The sequence below is a fragment of the Formosa sp. F44 genome, from assembly GCF_056238645.1.
The window spans coordinates 24,312-47,077 of the sequence record NZ_JBWDLJ010000001.1 but is presented as its reverse complement, the minus strand read 5'-3'; the positions used below and the strand labels follow the sequence as shown (position 1 = coordinate 47,077).

The following is a 22,766-nucleotide window of genomic DNA, read 5'->3' as shown; positions in this document are numbered from 1 at the left end:
TTATTATACTAATTACTTTTGCACCCTATTAAAATGTAACCTATGGAATTTTTAAACGCCACCTATTTAGCTCTCTTTTTAATTATTTGTATCGGGTTTATAATCGGTAACATCAAAGTAAAAGGGATTTCGTTAGACGTCTCTGCCATAATATTTGTCGCCTTACTATTTGGACACTTAGGAGTGGAGTTACCGGATATTCTACAGAAAATCGGATTAATTTTATTTATTTATACTATTGGTTTGCAAGCCGGTCCTGGATTTTTCGAATCATTTAGAGAAAACGGAAAGAACTTAGTTATTATCGCTGCTTTAATTGTATTCTCCGCTGCATTTATTACTTTCCTTTCTATTCAGTTTATGGGAATCGATAAGTCTATTGCCATTGGTTTAATGGCAGGCGCTTTAACTAGTACACCTGGTTTAGCGACAGCCATCGATGTCACTCAATCTCCGTTAGCATCTATTGGTTATGGTATTGCGTATCCGTTTGGAGTTATTGGAGTCATACTATTTGTGAAATTATATCCGAAAATATTCAGAATTAATTTAACAAATGAAGAACAAATTTACGAGGCTAAGACGCATGGTCACTACGATACTATTGTTAGAAGTACATTTCAAGTTGATAATATAGGAGCTATTGGTAAAACACTTGAAGAGCTACAAGTACGCTCTATGACAAAAGGTGTTGTTTCGAGAATAAAACACGAAAATAAAGCCTTTGTCCCTCAAAAAGATTCTAGACTACATAAAGGTGATTATATACGTGTAGTGGGTACAGAAGAAGCCTTAAGACGTGTAGAAGTACTTATTGGCCCTAGAGTAGATGTAGAAATGTCTTTGGGTGAAGATTTTGTGGTACAATCCTATTTAATGACTAAGACCTCTTTGGTGAATAAAACGTTAGGAGAATTAAATCTAAAAGACAATTTTAACGCCACAATTACTCGCATTAGAAGAAGTGGTATTGATTTATCTCCGAACTCTACACTAAGACTACAAATAGGTGATAAACTTATGATATCTAGCCAGAAGAGCTGCGTGTCACAAATATCGAATCTAATTGGCGATAATAAAAGTAAACTGTCCGACACAGACTTTTTCCCACTTGCTTTAGGTATTGTAATAGGTATTTTAGTAGGAGGCGTATCGATATCTTTTGGAGATGCCTTTACTTTTAATTTGGGATTAACTGGAGGTATTTTAATAGTTGCGATGGTATTAGGTAGAATTGGGAAAACTGGGAATATCCTTTGGGTAATGAGTGGAAACTCCAACCAGTTATTAAGACAATTCGGATTAATGCTGTTCTTAGCCGTAGTAGGGACTAAAGCCGGAGCCACGCTTGTAGAAACATATATGCAATACGGTATTAAATTGTTCTTAATTGGTGGACTTATTACTTTTGTTCCAATGCTTATAGCCACTATAATAGCTCGAATTTTCTTTAAGATAAATACATTAACATTATTGGGAACGCTAACGGGATCTATGACTAGTACACCGGGATTAGCAGCTGTAGATACGATGACTAAAACAGATGCACCTTCGGTTGCTTATGCTACCGTATACCCTATTGCTATGGTGCTATTAATTATATGCGCACAAATACTAGGCTTGTTATTATAAATAATTGTTTAACGCTTAGAACCTATAATTATTCTCTAAAAACGGAGGTCGTATTAAAGTTTGAAGCGCATATTAAAACATAACTTTTACGCATAAAAAAATCCAGCTTATAGCTGGATTTTTTTTTATTTTACGTGATGTTTATTATCCATTTTGGTTGTTTACTACCAAACGGAAACCTTCACCGTGTATGTTTAAAATTTCAACATTTTCATCACCTTTTAAGTACTTTCTTAATTTAGCGATATACACATCCATACTCCTAGATGTAAAATAATTGTCGTCTCTCCAAATCTTAGTCAATGCCAATTCTCTAGGCATTAAGTCATTTTCGTGTAAAGCTAACAAACGTAATAATTCATTCTCTTTAGGAGATAATTTTATAGGATCTTCTCCGTTTAATTTTAAGAATCTTAGTTTCGAATTTAAGTCGAAGTTACCAATCTTAAATTCGAATTGCTTACTATCTGTAACTGTTTCTGAAGCTTTACGCTGTATTATAGCATGAATCTTCATTAATAGTACTTCACTATCAAAAGGCTTGTTTAAATAGTCGTCTGCACCAACTTTATAACCTCTTAACACATCTTCTTTCATCGCTTTCGCTGTTAAGAAAATAATAGGCACTTCAGTATTTTTTTCTCTGATTTCTTTAGCTAGAGTAAACCCATCTTTATAAGGCATCATTACATCTAGGATACATAAATCAAAATCGTCCTTTTTAAACTTTTCGAAACCTTCCATACCATTTTTAGCATGGGTAACTTCGTAATCGTTCATGGTTAAATAATCTTTAAGTACGGTTCCAAAATTTGGATCATCCTCTACTAACAATATTTTCTTATGTTGCTCGCTCATAACTTTTATGATATTAATGGAAGTTTAACAATAAATGTACTCCCTTTTCCTTTTTCACTTTCCACCGAAATATGACCTTGATGATCATCTACTATTCGTTTAACATATGCAAGGCCTAGACCATGACCTTTTACATTATGTATGTTTCCTGTGTGTTCTCTATAAAACTTTTCAAAAACTCGTTTTTGTGCGGCTTTACTCATACCGCTACCTTGGTCTTTTATTTTTAATAAAACACTATTTCCTACTGTCTCCGTATACACATCTATTTTTGGTGCCTCTGGAGAGTATTTTATAGCATTATCTAACATATTAACTATAACATTTGTAAAGTGCGTTTCACTCGCTAATACAGAAGATTTCTCGGCATCTAAATGTAAATGTATAAAGCCTTGTCTATCTTCTACTATTAATTCAACGTGTGTAATAGCATCGTGTACTAAGTCGTGTAAATCGGCACTATCCTTACTAATGTTTAGTTCATTTTTTTCAAGTTTAGATATTCTTAATACATTTTCAACGTGTGCGTGCATACGTTTATTCTCTTCTTTAATCATATTAAGATAACGCATCACCTTCTCTTTATCATCGATAATCTTCGGATTCTTTATCGCATCCAAAGCCAAATTAATGGTTGCAATTGGTGTTTTAAACTCATGCGTCATATTATTAATGAAATCATTCTTAATTTCTGAAATCTTACGTTGTTTTACCAACTGATATAAAGCACTTGTATATGCAATAATTATAATAGAAGTAAATAAGAAAGATAACAATGTCATACCCACTATAGACGACATGATAAACTTCTTTCCTTCTGGGAAATTGACCAATAATCTAAAGTTGTTCTGGCTATTTTCATTTTGAAAAATAGGCACACTAAACGTTTTATCGTCTTTCAATTCGAAACCTGCACTTTGCACTTTAGTCGCTAAATCGTTACTATATATAGCAAATTCATAATCGATATCTATATTATCTTCATGAAGTTTCTTGGTTAACAACCTTTTTATTTCTTCCTTTTTAACACGCTTATAAATTGGTGTTCTACTACTTGAAACTTTAAATGTTTCTTCAAAAATTTGCTTTTCAGCTTCATTAAATCGTCCCATTTTAGAAATACTTAAAACCGGGCTTACATTAACATTGTTTTCTATAATACTTTTATTACTATAAATTTTAGTTTCAGCCTTACCTATTAACCGAGTAATATTAATGCTATCTAAACCTATGTCAAAGATCGAAGACGACAACTTATAGTTCTCTTCTAAAATTCCACTTCTGTAAATTAAAGTTTCATCTGTACTTTCGTTTTGTATACTAAATAAAAGTTCCGTAATTGAGACACTATCTGGTTCTTTTTTTTGATTTATATATCGTTGATACTTTTTATAATATGTATTTAATTCGCGTTGTTCAATATCTTCAGACACATAGCTTAATGCCTTCTTTACATTAAACGTAAATTGTTTCTCTTCGTTCTCAACCGCATTTTTAATATATCGTGCTTGTACAAAGATGATACCTATTAGCGATAGGCTCATTAGTATCACTAACAATATAAACAATTTCTTACTCATCGTTCAAAATTAACATTTTAACATTTAGCTTTTTTAACATTTAACCTTACATTAACAAATTTGTTAAAATTGCTCTTTTATTTAATTTTATTAAGTATTGTGTTGTGAATTTCATCTACTTGGTCTTGCATATGAGCCATCGTGTCATTCACAATTACGAAGTCAGATTTTGATATTCTTTTAGCATCGTCCCACTGCTTATTCATTATAGATTCTATCTTTCCGACAGTGGTATTATCTCGTTTTAGTATACGCTTAATCTTAGTAGCTTTATCTAAAGTGACCGTAATAATAAAATCGCAAGACGTATCGGCATGACTTTCAAACAAAATCGCAGATTCTTTTAAAATATACGCAGAATCTTGTTTACTAACCCATGTTTTAAAATGCTTAGCAACTCTAGGATGCACTATGGCATTCATTTTTTCCAACAGCCCCTTATCGTTAAAAATAGCATCAGAAATAAACGGTTTATTTAGGGCGCCATCTTTATAGGTATCTCCTCCAAACAATGCAATTAACTCCGATTTAATCTCTGGAGATTGCACCATAAGTAACTTGGCTTCGTCATCAGAAATATACATAGGAATTCCGTACGTTTTATGAAACGCTCTTGCTACGGTAGACTTACCACTACCAATACCTCCTGTAATACCAACAACTATCATTCTGTAATTATAAATTCTATTTTTTGTTGAATAATTTTAGCACTCTTAACCGATTCTGGTTTAGCAACCAATTCTGGTACTAAATACGACTGATTTTCTAAATGCTTAGCATAATCGCATTCGACTTTAAAGTCTTTTTCCTGCACGTCTTTAAAACCATCTAAATTGGTGTAATATGAAACAGAAACTGATTTTGGATAATATTTTAAAGATAGATTATTTGGAACATTTTTTATGGTCACCGGAATATTAAAAACACCTTCGGTAAACTTTTCTACTTTAGCCGACAAACGCACACTTTCATGCGAAAACTGAATGTGATCCTTATTTTCTGGCAATTCTAATTTAAGCGTTTGACTAATGTCTAAATGCACATCTTTTAAATCCAGAGGTACCGTTTCAATATGGGTTAATGCTTTGAGTATTTTCTCAGGTCCGACAACATGAATGGTATCTGGAGTTATAGTAAATCCCTTTAAAACATCATATCCTGGACTAAATTGTACTTTCTTATTCAATACCACCGGTATGTCTTTAGTTGCATTTTCGTCGTACTTAAACTTTAACACATCTGGAGAGATACTAATCACTTCTACATCTTTATCAAACTGGTCGTTAATTTTAGAATAAGAGCGTTGCTGATTCCATGAAAATGTAGAATCGGTTAAATTTAATTTATCGTCGTAATCTACAGTTAACTTCGGACTAGACAAATAGTATCTTAAAAACTTAAAACCATATGTTTTTAGCGTCACATTTAATTGCTGACTACTATCATTTAAAACCACAAACGTCTCTGGTATATTAACGGTATTTACAGAAAAAGTAATGGTATTTGTAAATGTTCTAGACAGTTTATTTAAGATTAAAATGGTAAACGATAAGGCAAGAAATAAAGCAAAAACATTTATTTTCTTGCTACTTACAAATCTTAAAAACCTTGATTTAATATCTTTCATTTCTATAATTTAAAGAATAATTCTGGAAACACAAGTTTTGCATCTTTTTTTAATAGCTGCACATTTACAAACGATTTAAAAAAACCATAACCATAACCTTCAAACTGAATTAGTATCGCCGGTATTGCTAATATTGCCACTATTAAACTTTTAGATTGCACTAACGCCAAAATGAATGCCACAATAAAGTACATAAAATAGCACATTAATAACCATTTAAACTGAAATATATAAGCGCCAATAGCAACTATTAATCCTAATATAAATAGTGTTGGAAACCAATAGGTAATTTTTGCGGTATGTGGATGCCATGAATTTAAAATAGGGCGCACCATTCCAAATTTATGCACCTGTTTATAAAACTTAGCCCACGAAATACGACGCTTATGATACACAAAAGCCTCTGTAATTAGTTTAGTTTGAAATCCTAATGCCCAAAGCCTGATAGATAAGTCTGGATCTTCTCCCGGATGAATTGTTCCAAACCCATTAGAGGCTTCAAACGCAACTTTAGATAAGCCCATATTAAAGCTTCTCGGTTGAAATTTCCCAATCTGATTTTTACTTCCTCGAATTCCACCAGTAGTAATAAACGATGTCATTGAAAAATTAATAGCTTTCTGCAAATTGGTAAATGATGCATCGGCGGCATCTGGACCACCAAAACAATCGGCAAATTCAGAATTTAAACAGGCGTCGACTTCACTTAAATAGTTTGAAGGTAACACGCAATCGGAATCTAAAATAATAAAGTAGTTACCTGTAGCATGTTTCATTCCGAAGTTTCGAGAATCTCCAGGACCTGAATTTTCCTTAAAAAAATAAGTAATATTCAACGCATCTTTAAAAGCATTTACGACGGCTTCTGAAGTTTGGGTTGAGCCATCTTCGACAATTACAATTTCGAAATTTAAAGTTGTTTTTAAATTTACAAAACTCAGTAATAACTCCTCAGTTTCCTCAGGACGATTATATACAGGAATAATAAAGGAATACCGTAATTGCATACACAAATGTAATTAAATGCATAAAAAAAGCCACCTTTTTAGGCGGCTTTTAAAAAGACTTTAAAAGGTCTATTATTCTTTAGTCTCAGAGGCAACAAAGGCTTCCATAACTTCGTTACTTACTCCCATGTTACTAAATCCACCATCGTTATATAAGTTTTGTAACGTTACACGTTTAGTTAAATCACTAAACATCGCTACTGTGTAATTTGCACAATCTTCTGCTGTTGCATTACCTAGCGGAGACATTTTATCTGCATAAGCAATAAAACCATCAAAACCTTTAACACCAGAACCAGCTGTTGTTGGCGTTGGAGATTGTGAAATTGTATTTACTCTTACTTTTTTATCTTTTCCGAAGAAATATCCAAAACTACGTGCAACACTTTCTAAATAGGCTTTGTTGTCGGCCATATCGTTATAATCAGGGAACACACGTTGTGCAGCCATATAAGATAAACCAACAATACTTCCCCATTCGTTCATAGCATCTGCTTTGTAAAGCGTTTGCATCACTTTATGAAAAGACATTGCAGAAACATCTGTTCCTTTTTTTGTGAATTCGTAATTCTGATCGGTATAGTGTTTTCCTTTTCTTACGTTAATTGACATTCCAATTGAATGTAGAACGAAATCAATTTTTCCACCTAAAATCTCCATAGATTTTTCAACCAGATTTTGTAAATCTTCTACAGAGGTCGCATCCGCAGGAATAATTTGAGAACCTGTTTTCTCTGCCAGTTCATTTATTTGCCCCATTCGCATAGCTACTGGTGCATTGGTTAAAACAAACGTTCCTCCTTCTTCATGAACACGTTCTGCAGTTTTCCAAGCTATCGAATTTTCATCCAATGCTCCAAAAATGATTCCTCTCTTACCCTTTAATAAATTGTATGACATATTTTTTTTATTCTAAATTTAACTTTGCCTGGGACTAAATCCCAGAATCGTCAAAGTTAATAAAACTTTTTATTCTATTAATAATTCATTTTCAGTAATAATCGTAGCGTCTTCTGCCATCCAATTGCCATTTTTGTAGCTAATTATACCATAAGTATCGTGATAAAACTTCTGACCATTTACCACACTATCTATTGGCGGAAACACAAAATCCGGAATACATTCTCCCTCCGAATACACTCCACTACATGTGCCCTGATCATCCCCGTCACAACTGCTAAAGGCCAATATAAAACCTAATACTAACAGGATACTCGAAGATGTTTTCATTTTTTAAAAGTTGCATTAATTTAATAATTGCTTAGCATGGGCTATAGCAGAGCTAGACAATTCCAAACCACCCAACATTTGTGCTATTTCTACAATACGATCTTCGCCTTTAATTTCAATAAGATTCGTCGTTGTAATTTGGTTAACATCTTCCTTATATACTTTTAAATGAGTGTCTCCTTTTGCTGCAACTTGTGGTAAATGGGTTATAGCAAACACTTGCATACTAGAACTCATCTGTTTCATAATGACTCCCATTTTATTGGATATTTCACCAGACACTCCAGTATCAATTTCATCGAACATTATAGTAGGCAACTGCATGTACTTGGATAACACCGATTTTATAGCCAACATAATTCGGGATAACTCTCCTCCCGATGCCGCTTTATTTAAGGGTTTAAATGCGCCACCTTTATTCGCCGAAAACAGAAATTGTAAATCGTCTTTTCCATTTGCATGAAATTCTGATGCCACGGTTAAAGTAATTTTAAACTGGGCATTCGGCATACCTAAATCGGCTAACAACGTTTCTAACTGCGATTTTAACGTTGGAATAACGGCGTTACGTTTGGTATGAATTGTTTTTGCTAAAGCATTTAAAGCTTTTTCAATCTTAGCTATTTCAGTTTTTAATTTCTGAATATTTTTATCTAGATTTTCGGTTACCCCTACTTTTTCATCTAAAGCATTCTGAATCTCTATAAGTTCTGAAATTTCTGAAACTAAATGCTTTTTCTTTAAATTATGAAGCAATTGCAATCTTGAATTAACCACTTCTAAGCGCCCTGGATCTGCTTCTAAAGCATCTTCCGAAGCCTCTATTTCTGTAAAAATATCGTACAACTCGATAAAATTACTATCTATTCTGTCGTATAAGTCTTTATACTTTTGAGAAAAAGACGCAATCTTACTAAAGTTTGTTTTTATTTCGGTAAGTATAGCTAATCCCCCTATTTGTTCGTCGCTTAATAACTGATGAGAAGCACCAATTTTTTCTTTAATTGCTTCAATATTATCAAGTGTTTCGTATTCTTCTTCTAAAGATTCAAACTCGCCTTCAACCAATTTAGCATCAATTAATTCTTGTAATAAAAACGAATTATATTCATGCTCTTTATTCGCTTCTGCCTGAAAATCTAATAGTTTTTTTAATTCCTTCTGAAGAGATTTATAAGCCTTAAGTTGCTTTTTATAATCTACTAAAGGTGCTTCAACCTGTGCTAAGGCATCGATAACCTGAAACTGAAAGGCATCGTCTGTAAGTTGCATGGTTTGATGTTGCGAATGGATATCGATTAAACGCTCGCCTAAAGCCTGTAGACTACTTACAGTAACAGGAGAATCGTTTACAAAGGCACGCGATTTTCCTGAAGGCAAAATTTCGCGACGTATAATAGTTTGCGGTTCAAAATCTAAGTCTTCCTGTTCGTAAACAGCCTCTAAATTGTAATTTGAAACATCGAAAACGGCTTCAATTATACATTTCTGAGTATCGTCTTTTAAAGACGACAAATCTGCTCGTTTACCTAGAATTAACGATAATGCGCCAAGTAAAATAGATTTACCCGCACCGGTTTCTCCAGTGATAATAGTAAACCCAGAATTAAAATCTGCCTGTAAATCGTCGATTAAGGCATAGTTTTTTATAGATAGAGATGTAAGCAATGTGATTGAGGTGCTTTAGATTTGTAAAATCAAAGATAATTTAGATTTAAGTCGTAATCAAATTAAAACTTAATATTTCTCCATTTGCTAGAATATGTAGGCGCTACATTGTTAAGAACGCTTACCATGTCTGAAACATTTACGCTAGGTCCGCCTGAAAAGATGTCTTCTATTTCGTCGCTTTTTGCATCAAAAAACACACGTAATAAAAAAGAATTTGGTCTACGGTTATTCATGGTTTTAAACGGCTCTATAGCCGAGGCAATATTTTCTTTCCCCAACTTAACATCGGTACTCATGTTATCCAATCCATTTCTATGGTATGAATACATGACTTCGCGATATTCCTTATAAGTTGGTGATAACATATTATCGATTAAAGTGTATCTAGTCTGTAAACCATCTGCTAACTTCCATCCTTTAAAACCTTCCTGCTGTGAATAATTTACAATGGTTTGCGCTTGGTTTAGAAATTCATCACCACCTTTTAATTTAAAACTATCTGCGTCTTGACCAAGAATCATATATACATGATAGGCTAAAACAGACACTAAATTAGACTCGAATTGTGTCGGGCTAAAGTTTAGATTCTGAAACTCGACATAATTAAATGTAAAATTCTGATCATTAAAATTATAAACGGGCGTGCTATACGATGAACCATAAACGGGTCTAGAAGATTGCACTTGTATGCTAGCTTTAAATAGGTCGCCATCATATTCATTTATAATAATAACCATACTACAATTAACACGTTCGGTGACTTTAAAACCTCTTGTAGTCCACTGTGTATTATTAACAAACTCGTTAAGTTGCTTTTCTAATGTTTGAAATACTTGAACATTTTCATTTCCTGTTTGTTGGGCATTAACCACAACTTTACAGTTTAACTCTTGAGCAGATAAGCTAAGAGAAAGACATAAAAACACTACAAATAATATATTACGCATATCGTTGATTTAATATTTCATTGAATATATCTTGAGCAACGTCTGCCTTCGATTTTAAATTAAATTCAGTTATATGTTCTTTAACATCAATAAGCGTTACTTTATTGGTATTAGACTTAAATCCGGCGCCTTCATCGTTTAACGAATTAAGAACGATTAAGTCTAAATTTTTACGATTTAATTTTCCTTTGGCGTGCTCCAGTTCGTTATTAGTTTCTAATGCAAAGCCAACTAAAAACTGATTGGTTTTTATAGCACCTAAAGAAGCCAAAACATCTTTAGTTTTTTCCAGTTCTATGTTTAACGTACTATCGTCCTTTTTTATTTTCTGAAGTGCAACTTCTTTTGGTTTATAATCTGCAACAGCGGCCGCACAGATTGCAATATCTACATCGTTAAAATGCATATGTGCTTGCTCGTACATGTCTTGTGCACTTATTACATGATTAATTTTAACAGCGCTGTGTTGAAGTATTTGATTTGTTGGCCCTGAAATTAAAATCACCTCAGCACCAAGATTTGCTGCTGTTTTTGCCAACTCGAATCCCATTTTACCACTAGAATGATTTCCAATAAATCTAACTGGGTCTATAGCTTCGTAAGTTGGTCCAGCAGTAATCATAACCTTTTTACCGTATAAAGGTAAATTGCCAAGAATATGGTTTTCTATAAACGATACAATATCTTCTGGCTCTGCCATACGACCTTCGCCCACTAAACCACTGGCTAATTCGCCTGAGGTTGCAGGAATCATAATATTTCCAAAACTTTGTAGGGTTTCGAAAGACTGAGCTGTAGAAGGGTGTTTAAACATATCTAAGTCCATTGCAGGAGCGAAATACACAGGACATTTAGCCGATAAATAGGTCGCTAACAATAAATTATCGCTAGTACCATTAGCCATTTTAGACATGGTATTTGCAGTTGCTGGCGCAATAATGAAGAAGTCTGCCCAAAGGCCTAAATCGACATGACTGTTCCATACCGCATTCTCGTCGTCTTCATTATAAAACGAAGACACCACTGGGTGTTTAGATAAGGTAGATAAGGTTAAGGGTGTTACAAAATCAACAGAAGCAGGTGTCATAACGACTTTAACGTTTGCACCTGCTTTTATAAATAACCTTACTAAAGAAGCTGTCTTATAAGCAGCTATACCTGCACTAATGCCTAACAGTATGTTTTTGCCGCTTAGTATTGACATCGCTTATGTTTTACTGAACGTCTTCGTCAGTGTTTCTGTAGTATACTTTGTTGTCTAACCACTCTTGTACTGCTAAAGCGTGTGGCTTAGGTAATTTTTCGTAGAATTTTGAAACCTCAATTTGTTCTTTGTTTTCAAAAATCTCTTCTAAACTATCATTATACGTTGCAAATTCTTCTAATTTTTCAATTAGTTCTTTTTTAATTTCAGTGTTAATCTGATCTGCACGTCTAGAAATAATAGAAATTGCTTCATATATATTCCCTGTCGGTTCGTCAATTTTATTTCTGTTGTACGTTATTGTATTAACAGGAGCATTGATTTTTTTTAAATCCATTATATTAACTTTTAGTGCTGTAATTTTTTAATTCTTCTACTATCTCTTCGTGCATTTTATCTGCGCGATCTAAATATTGCGTTTCTGAAAACCCAGTAATTAAATCTCTATAATATTTTTCTGCAGATTCCAAACGTTCTTCTTTCTTACGTTCAACACTTCGTATTGCTAGATTAAACGATGAATCGAATCTATAATACATCGCATCTTCTCTTAATGATGACCCTGGGAATTGAAACAAAAAGTTATCAAAAGATTTGATTGATGCTTTATAATCTGATATCGTATTATACTGCTTAGCAATTTCGAATGCTTTACGTTCTAATTTACCATCTAATTCCCTAATAAAACCACTAGCTTCTGCTAAGTATTCTGATTTTGGAAATAGGTTTATAAATAATTGCAATTTTTCTATAGCTTCCTTTGTCTCTGTTTGGTCTTTACTAAAAACAGGAGACCTCATGTAATAACTCTTTGCACTTAGAAATGAAGCTTCTTCTAACTTCTCACTTTTTGGATACGAGTCTGCAAAACGCTCAAACTGATAAGAAGATGCAATATAGTTTTTCATACCATATTGTGTCTGTGCATACATGTACATTAATTTCTCTGCTTGTGGTTTACCTCGGTAACTTGGCACAATCTGAGAAAATAATCTATTTGCTTTAGAGTACTCACCTTCATTATAAAGTTGTTCCCCTAATTTAAATTTTGGTCCAATGTCTGTCGCTTTAAGTGTCTGTTGATATTCACTACATGAGCTTAAAACAATAAACGCGAATAAAATGTATAAATATTTCTTCATAGTTTTTAAACAGAATGCAAAATTAAGCTATTCTAATTGATTTTAAAAATATTATTTTTCAGCTAAAATAAAGGTTGTAATTAGGTTACAATTAGCTTTAAGTATATTTTAACTTTTAAACGCTACCGAAAAAATAAGCGCGTGCTTCCTTGCTAAACACACGCCAATTAGCTTTGTATTAAAGTGTTTCTACAAACGCTTTAATTTTATCTTTTAACCCAGGAGTTGCTTCTACCAATGGTAATCTCACATCTGCACGACATAAGCCCAAAGCTTCGTAAACCGCTTTTATTCCTGACGGATTATTTTCTTCAAAGATATAACCAATTACGTCCATTAATTTAAAATGAATCGCATACGCCTCTTTAGCCTTACCTTCTAATCCTAATTTAATCATTTTAGAAAACTGAGCTGGAAACGCTTGACCAATTACAGAAATAACACCCGAACCACCTGCTAAAAGTACTCCTAAGACTAAATCGTCGTCCCCAGAAATAATTAAAAAATCTTCTGGCTTATCTTTTAAAAGCTTTAAATATTGTCCGATATTATTTCCGGCTTCCTTAACCCCTACAATATTAGTAAAGTCGTTGGCAAGTCTAATGGTTGTTTCCGGCAACATGTTAGAAGCCGTTCTCCCTGGTACATTATATAAAATAATGGAAATAGGACAAGCTTCTGATATGGCTTTAAAATGCTGATAAACCCCTTCTTGAGTTGGCTTACTATAATATGGTGACACCGATAAAATCGCTTCAAATCCACTTAAATCTGTAGATTTAATTTCTTCTATAACCGCTGCTGTATTATTCCCTCCTATTCCTAAAACTAATGGTAATCGTCCGTTATTTGCTTCAGAAATAGTTTTTATTATGGCCAGCTTTTCTTCCTTAGTAACTGTTACACTTTCTCCGGTAGTTCCCATTATTACTAAATAGTCGGTACCGTTATCAATATTAAAATTAACAATATTTGTTAGTGCTTCGTGATCTATACTAAGATCTGCCTTAAAAGGTGTAACCAGAGCAACTCCAGTCCCCATTAATTTACTATTCATCTTTTTTAATTCTTTTTAATATACTTAAGTATTTTAAAAGCTCTGTTTTAAATACCTCTATCGCATCCGGATTTACCTTAATAATTAAATCGTTTTGCCGTTGTTCTTCTTGTAAAACCCCTATCTTAAAATCGGCTTTCGACAGTGCTGTTAGCATTTTAAGATCTAAATTATCTGTAAAATAATAACTAATTAAAGCGTCGAAATTCGTATTTAAAAATGCGTCTAATTCACCATTCTTAATCTTACCACTCCAACCTATATCCTTAGAAGAAAAAGATAAATTATCTTCACTTTCTTTATTCGGAATAGACGTTGTAAAGGTTATTAATTGAAATTTACTCGGGTTAATATTTAAAAGTTTAGTTATAGACTTTAAGGCTTCGAGGTTAGAAAACTCATCGATATTCACGATAACTCCCAAACTTTCAATAGGTTTTGACACATTGGAAATCTTGCGATTTACTAACAATTTATCAAAATACTTTTTATTAGATTTTTCCCTAAAACCTTTTAAAATCATTTATATTTAAACTTTCGTGCAAATGTAGAAAAACTATACCCATACTTCAGTAAAATTTATAAGTTTAATTATGATTTTTAAACAATTAATTATTGCCTTTTCTCTTGTGTTTCTGGTAGGTTGTAAAACAAACACTGTAAACTTAGCAAAAATTGAAGGCAAACAAATTCCCGTTTCCGAAGAAATAATTCCTGATCCCACACTTACAGACTTTATAAAGCCGTATCATGACCACGTGGTTAAAACCCTAGATAGTGTTCTTGCATATGCCCCAGCGTCATACAATAAAAGTAATGGCGAATTTAATACAGCTATTGGAAACCTCATGGCCGATATTGTATACGAACAAGCAAATCCGATTTTTAAAAGTCGTACCAATCACGATATAGATTTTGTTATTCTAAATCATGGTGGAATTCGCTCCCAAATACCTAAAGGCGATATAACGCTTAAAACCGCATATGAAATTATGCCGTTTGAAAATAGTATTGTGGTAGCCAGTGTAAAAGGCAAGAATGTAAATGAAGCTATGGAATACCTTAGTAAAGCTAAGCGACCACACCCGGTCTCTCAGTTAAAACTGATTATAAATTCCGATTTCGATGTAACTGAAGCGAAAGTAAAAGGTAAGGATATAGACGAAAACAAAACGTATTACATCGCCACCAATGATTATTTATATAACGGAGGCGACCACATGACCTTTTTTCAGCCAAGCGACAGCCTATATGTATTAAATTACAAATGGAGAAATGCGCTTATCGATTATTTTACAAAAGTAGACACTATTAACCCGGTGATAGACGATAGATTTATCCAATTAAAATAAATAAAGTGTTATGAAACGTAGAGATTTTTTACAACAATCTACAGTTGCAACCTCTTTAGTTGCGTTAGGCGGATTAACGTTATCCTCTTTTACAACAGCACCAACAACCAAAAAGATCACCATTTTACACACCAACGATGTGCATAGTCACATTGATCCGTTTGGTCCGAACGAAGGCGATAGAGCAAATAAAGGTGGTGTAGCAAGACGCGCAACTTTAATAGATAAGTTTCGTTTAGAAAACCCAAACACTTTACTTTTAGATGCAGGAGATATTTTTCAAGGCACACCTTATTTTAATTTTTATGGCGGTGAACTGGAGTTTAAATTAATGAGTAAACTTAAATACGATGCTGCGACCATTGGAAATCACGATTTCGACAATGGGGTCGATGGTTTGTATGCACAACTACCACATGCAGAATTTCCCTTTTTAATTTCTAATTACGACTTCTCTAATACCGTAATGGATACACACACCAAACCCTACAAGGTCTTTATTAAAGACGGAATTAAGATAGGTGTATTTGGGTTAGGAATAGAATTGAGTGGTTTAGTAGATCCAGCGATGTACAAAGAGACAAAATATTTAGACCCCGTAGAAAGTGCCCAAGACATGACGCGTATCTTAAAACAACAAGAACAATGTGATCTCATTATTTGTCTTTCACATATGGGATACCAATACAATACTGAAGGAAAAATTAGCGATTTAAAACTTGCCGCTTCTACAAAAGATATCGATTTAATAATTGGCGGACATACACATACCTTTTTAGCAAAGCCAACACTAGTACAAAATATTGAAGAAAAAACCACTTTAGTAAACCAGGTAGGCTGTTACGGTATTAATTTAGGTAAAATAGATTTTTACTTTGACTCTAACAAAAACAAAGCCGCAGAAGGCGTCTCTATTGTTGTTTAATAAAACTGTTTTAAAAATATCATTATAAGAGCGCATTTCTAGCGCTCTTTTTTTTTACTCTATTAAATTGGTATGGCACTTTATTAATATGCTATTGTATGGTTTTAAAAGTAAGCGCTCCCTTCTTAATAGGGTGAATTGCAAAAAGATAAAAACACAAGAAACCTACAAGAATAAGTAAAAAACATATAACGTTTAATATAATAACATCTGAAGGGAAAAAGATAGCATATTGAATAACCTCTGAAAACACTACACATAAACTCCCTATAAACAAAAGCATTGATCTCTTATTTTCTTTATATAAATAATTTATAAAAGACACATTTAATAGAACTAAAACCACCAAATTATATACAAACTCTAGTAATATAGACATCATTGTTTCTCTTAAAAGAGGAGCGTCCTCAGTAGGTAATTTTTCTATTGTATCAGGAAGCTCTCTAAAGAAATATTCGCTAGAAAAATCATTACTCCACAAGTTGTAAAGTACATAAGAGTTTAATAGAATTAAAATAATAATAGTAAGATTAAATCTAGGCACTACCCCTTTAAAGGGAATGTTTTTTGAAACCCCATAAATTAAAAAAATGTATGCCGATATAAACATAAGGTTTGATACATAGTAATTTAGAAATTCATATATCTCACTAACATCTATTAAAGTAAAAAGATAAGCTACGGAATACAAAATTAAAAAAGTTGTAAAATATGGTGTTTTTCTCTTGCAAGTAACCAAGTAAAAAACAGTTATAACTGGTACAATAAAAGCTGTTATAGCTTGAGAAAAATGGAAAAGCGACATACACTCTGTTAAGACGTACATACCGCTTAGTAAAAATAAAATAATTAACAAATAATGTATTTCCTTCATAGATTAATTGGCTCCTATCCTACAAATATAACCATCTAATATCTTTATTTGCAAGTTTAGCTAATACTCAAGTCATTATAATTAAATTAAATATCTTTTAACAGCAACAGAAAATCATTCTCCGATAAAATATCGATACCTAATTGCTCTGCTTTTGTGCGCTTACTCGGTCCCATTTTGTCACCTGCAATAACATATGATGTTTTAGACGAAATTGAACTTCCCACCTTACCACCATTATCTTCAATCATTTTTTTAAGATCATTTCGAGATACCGTAGTAAATACCCCAGAAACAACAAATATTTTCCCTGATAACGTATCGGATTGATTAGCCAATGCTTCTTCCGAAATTTCTAAAGACAATCCAAACCCTTTCAACCTTTCAATAATCTTTTGATTTTCATCTGATTGAAAAAACTCAACAACACTTTTTGCTATCTTTATTCCAATTTCGTCAACATTAACAAGCTCCTCTTCGGTAGCCTCTGCAACCTTATCAATGAATTTAAAATGTTTTACGAGTTTCTTAGCAACCGTTTCTCCAACATAGCGAATACCCAAAGCGTACAACACCCGTTCAAAAGGTACTTGCTTAGACTGCTCTATTCCTTTTATTAAATTATCTGCACTCTTTTCGGCCATGCGTTCTAAAGGCAAAACATCTTCTTTTGCTAATGCGTATAAATCTGAATAATTTTGAATTAATCCTGCATGTACCAATAAAGCGACTGTTTCTCCTCCCAAACCATCGATATCCATTGCCTTTCTTGAAATAAAATGCTGAATTCTACCAACAATTTGTGGTTTACATCCGTTATAATTCGGACAATAATGCTGTGCTTCGCCTTCTTGTCTAACTAGTTCTGTCTGACATTCTGGACAATGCGTTATATAGGCTGTTGGTGAAGAATCTGCTAGACGTTGTGATAAGTCCACCGCAATAATTTTAGGAATAATCTCTCCCCCTTTTTCTACAAAAACCTCATCACCTTCACGAATATCTAATTTCGCTATCTGATCGGCATTATGCAAAGATGCACGCTTAACCGTAGTTCCCGCTAATTCTACAGGTTCTAAATTGGCGACAGGTGTTATTGCTCCTGTACGTCCAACTTGATATGTAATTTCATTTAATCGCGTAGATACTTGCTCGGCTTTAAACTTATATGCAATGGCCCAACGTGGTGCTTTCGCGGTATATCCCAGCTCGTCTTGATGCTGAAAACTGTTTACTTTAACCACAACACCATCTGTTTCGTAAGGTAAATCGTGTCTATGCACATCCCAATATTCTATAAATTCGAAAACACCATCTATAGAATCTACTAACTTAGCAACGTTTGGCACTTTAAATCCCCAACTTCTCGCTTTGTCTAAGCTTTCTTTTTGTGATTGAATATTTAAATTTCGACCGATTATATTATAAAGTAAACATTCTAACGGACGTTTAGCCACCTCACTACTGTCTTGTAATTTTAAACTTCCTGATGCTGTATTTCTCGGATTTCGATAAGGCTCTTCACCAATCTCAATTCGGTCTTCGTTCATTTTATTAAAGCCTTCAAAAGGCAACACAATTTCTCCACGAATATCGAATTTTTCAGGAAAATCGCCTTTTAGTCTTAACGGTACCGATTTTATAGTCTTGATATTCGCTGTGACCTCATCCCCTTGCACGCCGTCGCCACGCGTTACTGCTTTAGTCAGTATTCCGTTTTCGTAAGTTAAACTTATGGAAGCCCCATCGTATTTTAATTCGCACGTATAAGACACATCACCGTCAACCATTTTCTTTACGCGTTGTTCCCATGCTAACAAGTCGTCTTTAGAATACGAATTATCTAAAGAATACATGCGATAATCATGTACAACGGTATTAAAATTTTTAGTTATAGTCCCTCCCACACGATGTGTAGGCGAATTAACATCGAAAAATTCAGGGTGTTTAGCTTCCAGATCTTGAAGTGTTTTAAGTTTCATATCGAACTCAAAATCACTAATATCACTTTCGTCTAAAACGTAATATTTATAATTATAATCGTTTAATTGGTCTCTTAATTGCTGAATCTGTGTTTCAATCGTCATGCTTACAATCTGTCTTTATTTAACCATTTAGGAGCTGGTAAAGGCTTATAATTATTCATTTTTTCTAATAACCCAACTACAGTGTCGTCTACAACAACGGCATCTAGTACATCTTGTTTTAAAAATCCACGTTCTACCATGGTTTTAAAATACGCTATTAAATGATCGAAAAAACCGTTAATATTTAAAATTCCAATAGGTTTTGTATGAAGACCTAATTGTCCCCAAGTGGCAATTTCAAAAAACTCATCCATTGTACCAAAACCTCCTGGAAGCACCATAAATCCATCTGATTTTTCATACATAATCACTTTTCGTGAATGCATGTTATCGGTTACAATTAATTCTGATAGTTTAGGATGTACAATTTCCTTAGTTTCTAAAAACCCAGGAATAATACCTAAAACCCGTCCTTCGTAATCTAAAACACCACGAGCGACTTCGCCCATAATTCCGATTTTAGCGGCACCATAAACTAAAGTAATTTGGCGTTCGGCCAAGCTTTTACCTAGATGATAGGCTTCAGATTTAATTTTTGAATCGGTTCCTACACTCGAACCACAAAAAACAGCTATAGATTTCATATTTTTTTTATGCCTTTAATCATTCTATTTCTTTTAAACATATCCTTTCTTAGCTCTACAGCCTTAAAATGATGCTCAATTAATAAGGCGACCATTTCTTCGCCTAAAAACTCATTAATTTCGAAGAATAACAGTCCGTCTTCTACCAAATTAATTTTTGCGAATTCCGAGATGACTTTATAAAATTTTAGCGGATCGTGATCTTCTACAAATAAAGCTTGATGTGGTTCATGATTTAACACATTTGCTTTCATTTGAAGCTTCTCCTGTTCGCGTACGTAGGGCGGATTGGAAATTATAATATCAAACGGTAACGAGAAATCTGAAACTAGAGTTGGGTCTATGTTTAAAATATCGGCCTGAATAAAATTAACTGTAACGTTATTTAATTCTGCATTGTGTTTTGCAACGCCTATGGCATCTTCAGATATATCCACACCAAAAACATTAGCGTTTTCAAAATGTTTCGCCACCGCAATAGCAATGCAACCACTTCCCGTCCCAATATCTAAAATACGTATCGGATCTTTAATTTTATCTAAGCCCGCTTCAATTATCCACGCTACTAACTCTTCGGTTTCGGGCCTCGGGATTAACACTGCATTATTCACCTGAAATTCCAAACCAAAAAATTCAGTCGATTTTAGTACGTACTGAATAGGCTCATGCTTTTTTAAAGATTCTAAAGCATCCAGAACAGGAATCGCATCTGTTTCCGAAATACTATATTCAGGTTCTAAAGCAAGCGAAATGCGTTTAAAGTTGAAATAATAGTCGCAGATCATAAAAAAGAAATGGTCTACTTCTCTCTTATCATAATCGGCATCTAATGCCTCGTGAAATGTATTTTGAATATCTTTTAGTTTCATAAATCTTTTATCATCCAAATCGTACACGAATAATGTCCCGTATCGCCCATCGGTGCGTCGATATACTCAAATCCTGTTTTCTCGTATAAGCTCATAGCCGATTTCATATAAGGTAAAGTTTCAATATAGCATCTTTTGAACCCTAAATCTTTGGCTTTTTGCAAACATGTATCCATCATAGCCTTACCTGCACCCTGACCTCTAGCCTCCTCTAAAAAGTACATTTTTTGTAATTCGCAAATATCGTCTTCACCTTTTAGCGGACCAATACCAGCTCCACCAATAATTTTTTCATCGGTATCGACCACAAAATACGCAGAATTTTCAGTATTGTAGGTTTCAGACATATCATCTAAAGCCTTGTCTTCGTATGCTGTCCCAACTTTAGGCACACCAAACTCAATCAACACGGTACGAATTAGTGCCGCGACTTGCAGATTGTCTTTTGTTTGAATTTCTCTTATCACGAAATGGGTCATCCTCGTTTTTAATCTTATTTTTGTGCCGTGAAGATACATGAAAAATACATAAATCGCTGTATAGAAATTGCCAAAAACGGACTTGGAACCACACGACCAAACCCAATGGTAGGCTGTGTAATTGTAGTTAACAACACTATTATTGGGGAAGGATTTACAAGCCCCTACGGTGGACCTCATGCCGAAGTAAATGCGATTCAATCGGTTACAGACACATCGCTTTTAAAACAAGCTACTTTATATGTTACTTTAGAACCCTGTTCTCATTTTGGAAAAACGCCACCATGTAGCGACCTTATAATAAAACATAATATTCCAAAAGTGGTAATTGGTACTATAGACGACAATTCTTTAGTTGCTGGACAAGGCATAAAAAAATTACAAAATTCGGGTTGTGAGGTTACTGTCGGTGTTTTAGAAGCCGCATGTAAAGACCTACACAAACGTTTTTTTACGTTTCACAATAAAAAGCGACCATATATTATTTTAAAATGGGCACAATCTGCCGATGGATTTATAGCTCCTAAAACTAAAGAGGAACAAAAACCGGTATGGATTACCAATGTATATTCTAGACAATTGGTGCATAAATGGCGCGCCGAAGAGCAAGCCATTTTAGTTGGAGGCAACACCGTTTTACAAGACAATCCGAGTTTAACCGTTCGCGACTGGACCGGCTTACATCCAACACGCATTGTAGTAGATACACACAATAACTTACCAGAAGAGGCTGCCGTATTTAATGCTACAGCTAAAACCATACGATTGACGGATGCAGAACTAGACACCTCACAACCTTTAGCATCTCAAATATGTAAACGTTTACATGCACTCAACATCACGTCTGTAATTATTGAAGGTGGAAGCAAAACCTTACAAACTTTTATAAGTGAAAACCTTTGGGACGAAGCCCGTGTTTTTTACGGCACAAATCAGTTTTTAGAAGGTACAAAAGCACCTGAAGTAAAAGGACGCTTAACTTCTGAAACAAAACTTTTAAACGATACTTTAAAATATTACAACAATGATTAAAACAATAATATTCGATTTTGGAGACGTATTTATCAACTTAGATAAAGTCGGTGCTCTAGAAAATGCTTTACTTAATTTTAAATTAGACAGCATTCCAGAAGACTTAACACATATTAACAGTCTATATGAAATGGGACTGATGGATACCTCTGAATTTGTAGAGTTTTATGAATCGTCTTTTCCAGATGTACAGTCAGATAAAATTCTAGAAATATGGAACTCTATCTTAAAAGATTTTCCTCATCATCGGTTAGAATTTTTAAAAGCACTTTCTGAAAGCAAGAAATACAAATTAATATTACTAAGCAACACTAACGACTTACATATCGAGTTTGTAAAAAGTTATGTGCCATTTTTTAACGAGTTTCAGAGTTATTTTGATGTATTTTACTTATCGCACGAAATTAACCTAAGAAAACCGAATCCAGATATCTACGAATATGTTTTAAAACAAAACAACCTTGTTGCTGCTGAAACGTTATTTGTAGACGACTTAACAGAAAACACCACCGCTGCAGAGAAACTAGGCATCCACACTTGGAATATCGATCCTGCTAAAGAAGACGTTACAACCCTATTTGAAACTAAGAAAGAACTATTTAGCTAAAA

At 33.7% G+C, this 22,766-nt stretch carries 24 protein-coding genes; 5 read left to right on the top strand and 19 right to left on the bottom strand.

Annotated features, from left to right (window positions below):
- Window positions 1–42 precede the first annotated feature (42 nt).
- Window positions 43–1,632: an aspartate:alanine exchanger family transporter gene (locus AC0UBM_RS00225; RefSeq protein ID WP_414037396.1), complete on the top strand. Its 1,590-nt coding sequence runs from the start codon at window positions 43–45 to the stop codon at window positions 1,630–1,632.
- A gap of 144 nt (window positions 1,633–1,776) precedes the next feature.
- Here AC0UBM_RS00225 and AC0UBM_RS00220 read toward each other — a convergent pair whose 3' ends face one another.
- From AC0UBM_RS00220 to AC0UBM_RS00155, 14 genes are all read right to left on the bottom strand, one after another.
- Entirely contained in the window at window positions 1,777–2,490 is a 714-nt protein-coding gene (locus AC0UBM_RS00220) for a response regulator transcription factor (protein WP_414037397.1), read from the bottom strand.
- 5 nt (window positions 2,491–2,495) lie between these two features.
- Window positions 2,496–4,070 (bottom strand): sensor histidine kinase, encoded by a 1,575-nt coding sequence (locus AC0UBM_RS00215; protein WP_475687173.1) that lies wholly within the window; start codon window positions 4,068–4,070, stop codon window positions 2,496–2,498.
- Between the two features lie 77 nt (window positions 4,071–4,147).
- On the bottom strand, window positions 4,148–4,738 hold the full coding sequence (gene coaE, locus AC0UBM_RS00210) for a dephospho-CoA kinase (RefSeq protein WP_475687172.1): 591 nt from the start codon (window positions 4,736–4,738) through the stop codon (window positions 4,148–4,150).
- A complete protein-coding gene (locus AC0UBM_RS00205) occupies window positions 4,735–5,697 on the bottom strand; it encodes a CdaR family protein (RefSeq protein ID WP_475687171.1) in 963 nt (320 codons plus the stop codon). Before AC0UBM_RS00205 ends, coaE begins: the two co-directional genes overlap by 4 nt.
- A 2-nt stretch (window positions 5,698–5,699) precedes the next feature.
- Complete coding sequence (locus AC0UBM_RS00200; protein ID WP_475687170.1) at window positions 5,700–6,704, bottom strand: glycosyltransferase family 2 protein; 1,005 nt, start codon at window positions 6,702–6,704, stop codon at window positions 5,700–5,702.
- A gap of 72 nt (window positions 6,705–6,776) precedes the next feature.
- Window positions 6,777–7,604 (bottom strand): enoyl-ACP reductase FabI, encoded by an 828-nt coding sequence (locus tag AC0UBM_RS00195; protein WP_414037402.1) that lies wholly within the window; start codon window positions 7,602–7,604, stop codon window positions 6,777–6,779.
- A 69-nt stretch (window positions 7,605–7,673) separates the two neighbouring features.
- Window positions 7,674–7,934 (bottom strand): hypothetical protein, encoded by a 261-nt coding sequence (locus AC0UBM_RS00190; RefSeq protein ID WP_475687169.1) that lies wholly within the window; start codon window positions 7,932–7,934, stop codon window positions 7,674–7,676.
- A 15-nt stretch (window positions 7,935–7,949) separates the two neighbouring features.
- The gene (gene recN / locus AC0UBM_RS00185; protein ID WP_475687168.1) at window positions 7,950–9,602 is read right to left on the bottom strand and encodes a DNA repair protein RecN; all 1,653 of its coding nucleotides are present in this window, start codon (window positions 9,600–9,602) and stop codon (window positions 7,950–7,952) included.
- Between the two features lie 62 nt (window positions 9,603–9,664).
- Window positions 9,665–10,552, bottom strand: coding sequence for a type IX secretion system protein PorD (gene porD / locus AC0UBM_RS00180; protein ID WP_475687167.1), 888 nt, complete (start codon window positions 10,550–10,552; stop codon window positions 9,665–9,667).
- Window positions 10,545–11,756: a bifunctional phosphopantothenoylcysteine decarboxylase/phosphopantothenate--cysteine ligase CoaBC gene (coaBC, locus tag AC0UBM_RS00175; RefSeq protein ID WP_475687166.1), complete on the bottom strand. Its 1,212-nt coding sequence runs from the start codon at window positions 11,754–11,756 to the stop codon at window positions 10,545–10,547. The genes porD and coaBC overlap by 8 nt, the downstream gene beginning before the upstream one ends.
- A 10-nt stretch (window positions 11,757–11,766) precedes the next feature.
- Complete coding sequence (locus tag AC0UBM_RS00170; protein ID WP_414037407.1) at window positions 11,767–12,093, bottom strand: DNA-directed RNA polymerase subunit omega; 327 nt, start codon at window positions 12,091–12,093, stop codon at window positions 11,767–11,769.
- A 4-nt stretch (window positions 12,094–12,097) separates the two neighbouring features.
- Window positions 12,098–12,898, bottom strand: a complete 801-nt coding sequence (locus AC0UBM_RS00165; protein ID WP_434036558.1) for an outer membrane protein assembly factor BamD — start codon at window positions 12,896–12,898, stop codon at window positions 12,098–12,100.
- A gap of 178 nt (window positions 12,899–13,076) precedes the next feature.
- Entirely contained in the window at window positions 13,077–13,955 is an 879-nt protein-coding gene (gene dapA, locus AC0UBM_RS00160; protein WP_414037409.1) for a 4-hydroxy-tetrahydrodipicolinate synthase, read from the bottom strand.
- Entirely contained in the window at window positions 13,948–14,478 is a 531-nt protein-coding gene (locus tag AC0UBM_RS00155) for a DUF6913 domain-containing protein (RefSeq protein WP_475687165.1), read from the bottom strand. The genes dapA and AC0UBM_RS00155 overlap by 8 nt, the downstream gene beginning before the upstream one ends.
- Before the next feature lie 70 nt (window positions 14,479–14,548).
- On the opposite strand from AC0UBM_RS00155, the gene AC0UBM_RS00150 reads away from it, so the two are divergent.
- Together AC0UBM_RS00150 and AC0UBM_RS00145 are read left to right on the top strand one after the other, a co-directional pair.
- A complete protein-coding gene (locus AC0UBM_RS00150; protein ID WP_434036560.1) occupies window positions 14,549–15,307 on the top strand; it encodes a 5'-nucleotidase C-terminal domain-containing protein in 759 nt (252 codons plus the stop codon).
- A gap of 10 nt (window positions 15,308–15,317) precedes the next feature.
- Window positions 15,318–16,232, top strand: coding sequence for a bifunctional metallophosphatase/5'-nucleotidase (locus AC0UBM_RS00145; RefSeq protein WP_475687164.1), 915 nt, complete (start codon window positions 15,318–15,320; stop codon window positions 16,230–16,232).
- Between the two features lie 91 nt (window positions 16,233–16,323).
- Here AC0UBM_RS00145 and AC0UBM_RS00140 read toward each other — a convergent pair whose 3' ends face one another.
- The 5 genes from AC0UBM_RS00140 to AC0UBM_RS00120 form a co-directional block, all read right to left on the bottom strand.
- Window positions 16,324–17,106: a hypothetical protein gene (locus AC0UBM_RS00140; RefSeq protein ID WP_475687163.1), complete on the bottom strand. Its 783-nt coding sequence runs from the start codon at window positions 17,104–17,106 to the stop codon at window positions 16,324–16,326.
- Window positions 17,107–17,192: 86 nt separating this feature from the next.
- A complete protein-coding gene (ligA, locus tag AC0UBM_RS00135; protein ID WP_475687162.1) occupies window positions 17,193–19,193 on the bottom strand; it encodes an NAD-dependent DNA ligase LigA in 2,001 nt (666 codons plus the stop codon).
- A 2-nt stretch (window positions 19,194–19,195) separates the two neighbouring features.
- Complete coding sequence (locus tag AC0UBM_RS00130) at window positions 19,196–19,777, bottom strand: LOG family protein (protein ID WP_434036564.1); 582 nt, start codon at window positions 19,775–19,777, stop codon at window positions 19,196–19,198.
- The gene (gene prmC, locus AC0UBM_RS00125; protein ID WP_434036565.1) at window positions 19,774–20,646 is read right to left on the bottom strand and encodes a peptide chain release factor N(5)-glutamine methyltransferase; all 873 of its coding nucleotides are present in this window, start codon (window positions 20,644–20,646) and stop codon (window positions 19,774–19,776) included. Before prmC ends, AC0UBM_RS00130 begins: the two co-directional genes overlap by 4 nt.
- Window positions 20,643–21,125, bottom strand: a complete 483-nt coding sequence (locus tag AC0UBM_RS00120; RefSeq protein WP_475687161.1) for a GNAT family N-acetyltransferase — start codon at window positions 21,123–21,125, stop codon at window positions 20,643–20,645. Before AC0UBM_RS00120 ends, prmC begins: the two co-directional genes overlap by 4 nt.
- A 27-nt stretch (window positions 21,126–21,152) precedes the next feature.
- Between AC0UBM_RS00120 and ribD the strand changes: the two genes are divergently transcribed.
- Both ribD and AC0UBM_RS00110 read left to right on the top strand, forming a co-directional pair.
- Entirely contained in the window at window positions 21,153–22,157 is a 1,005-nt protein-coding gene (gene ribD / locus AC0UBM_RS00115) for a bifunctional diaminohydroxyphosphoribosylaminopyrimidine deaminase/5-amino-6-(5-phosphoribosylamino)uracil reductase RibD (RefSeq protein WP_475687160.1), read from the top strand.
- Entirely contained in the window at window positions 22,150–22,764 is a 615-nt protein-coding gene (locus AC0UBM_RS00110) for an HAD family hydrolase (protein ID WP_414037419.1), read from the top strand. Before ribD ends, AC0UBM_RS00110 begins: the two co-directional genes overlap by 8 nt.
- The last annotated feature ends 2 nt before the right edge of the window (window positions 22,765–22,766 follow it).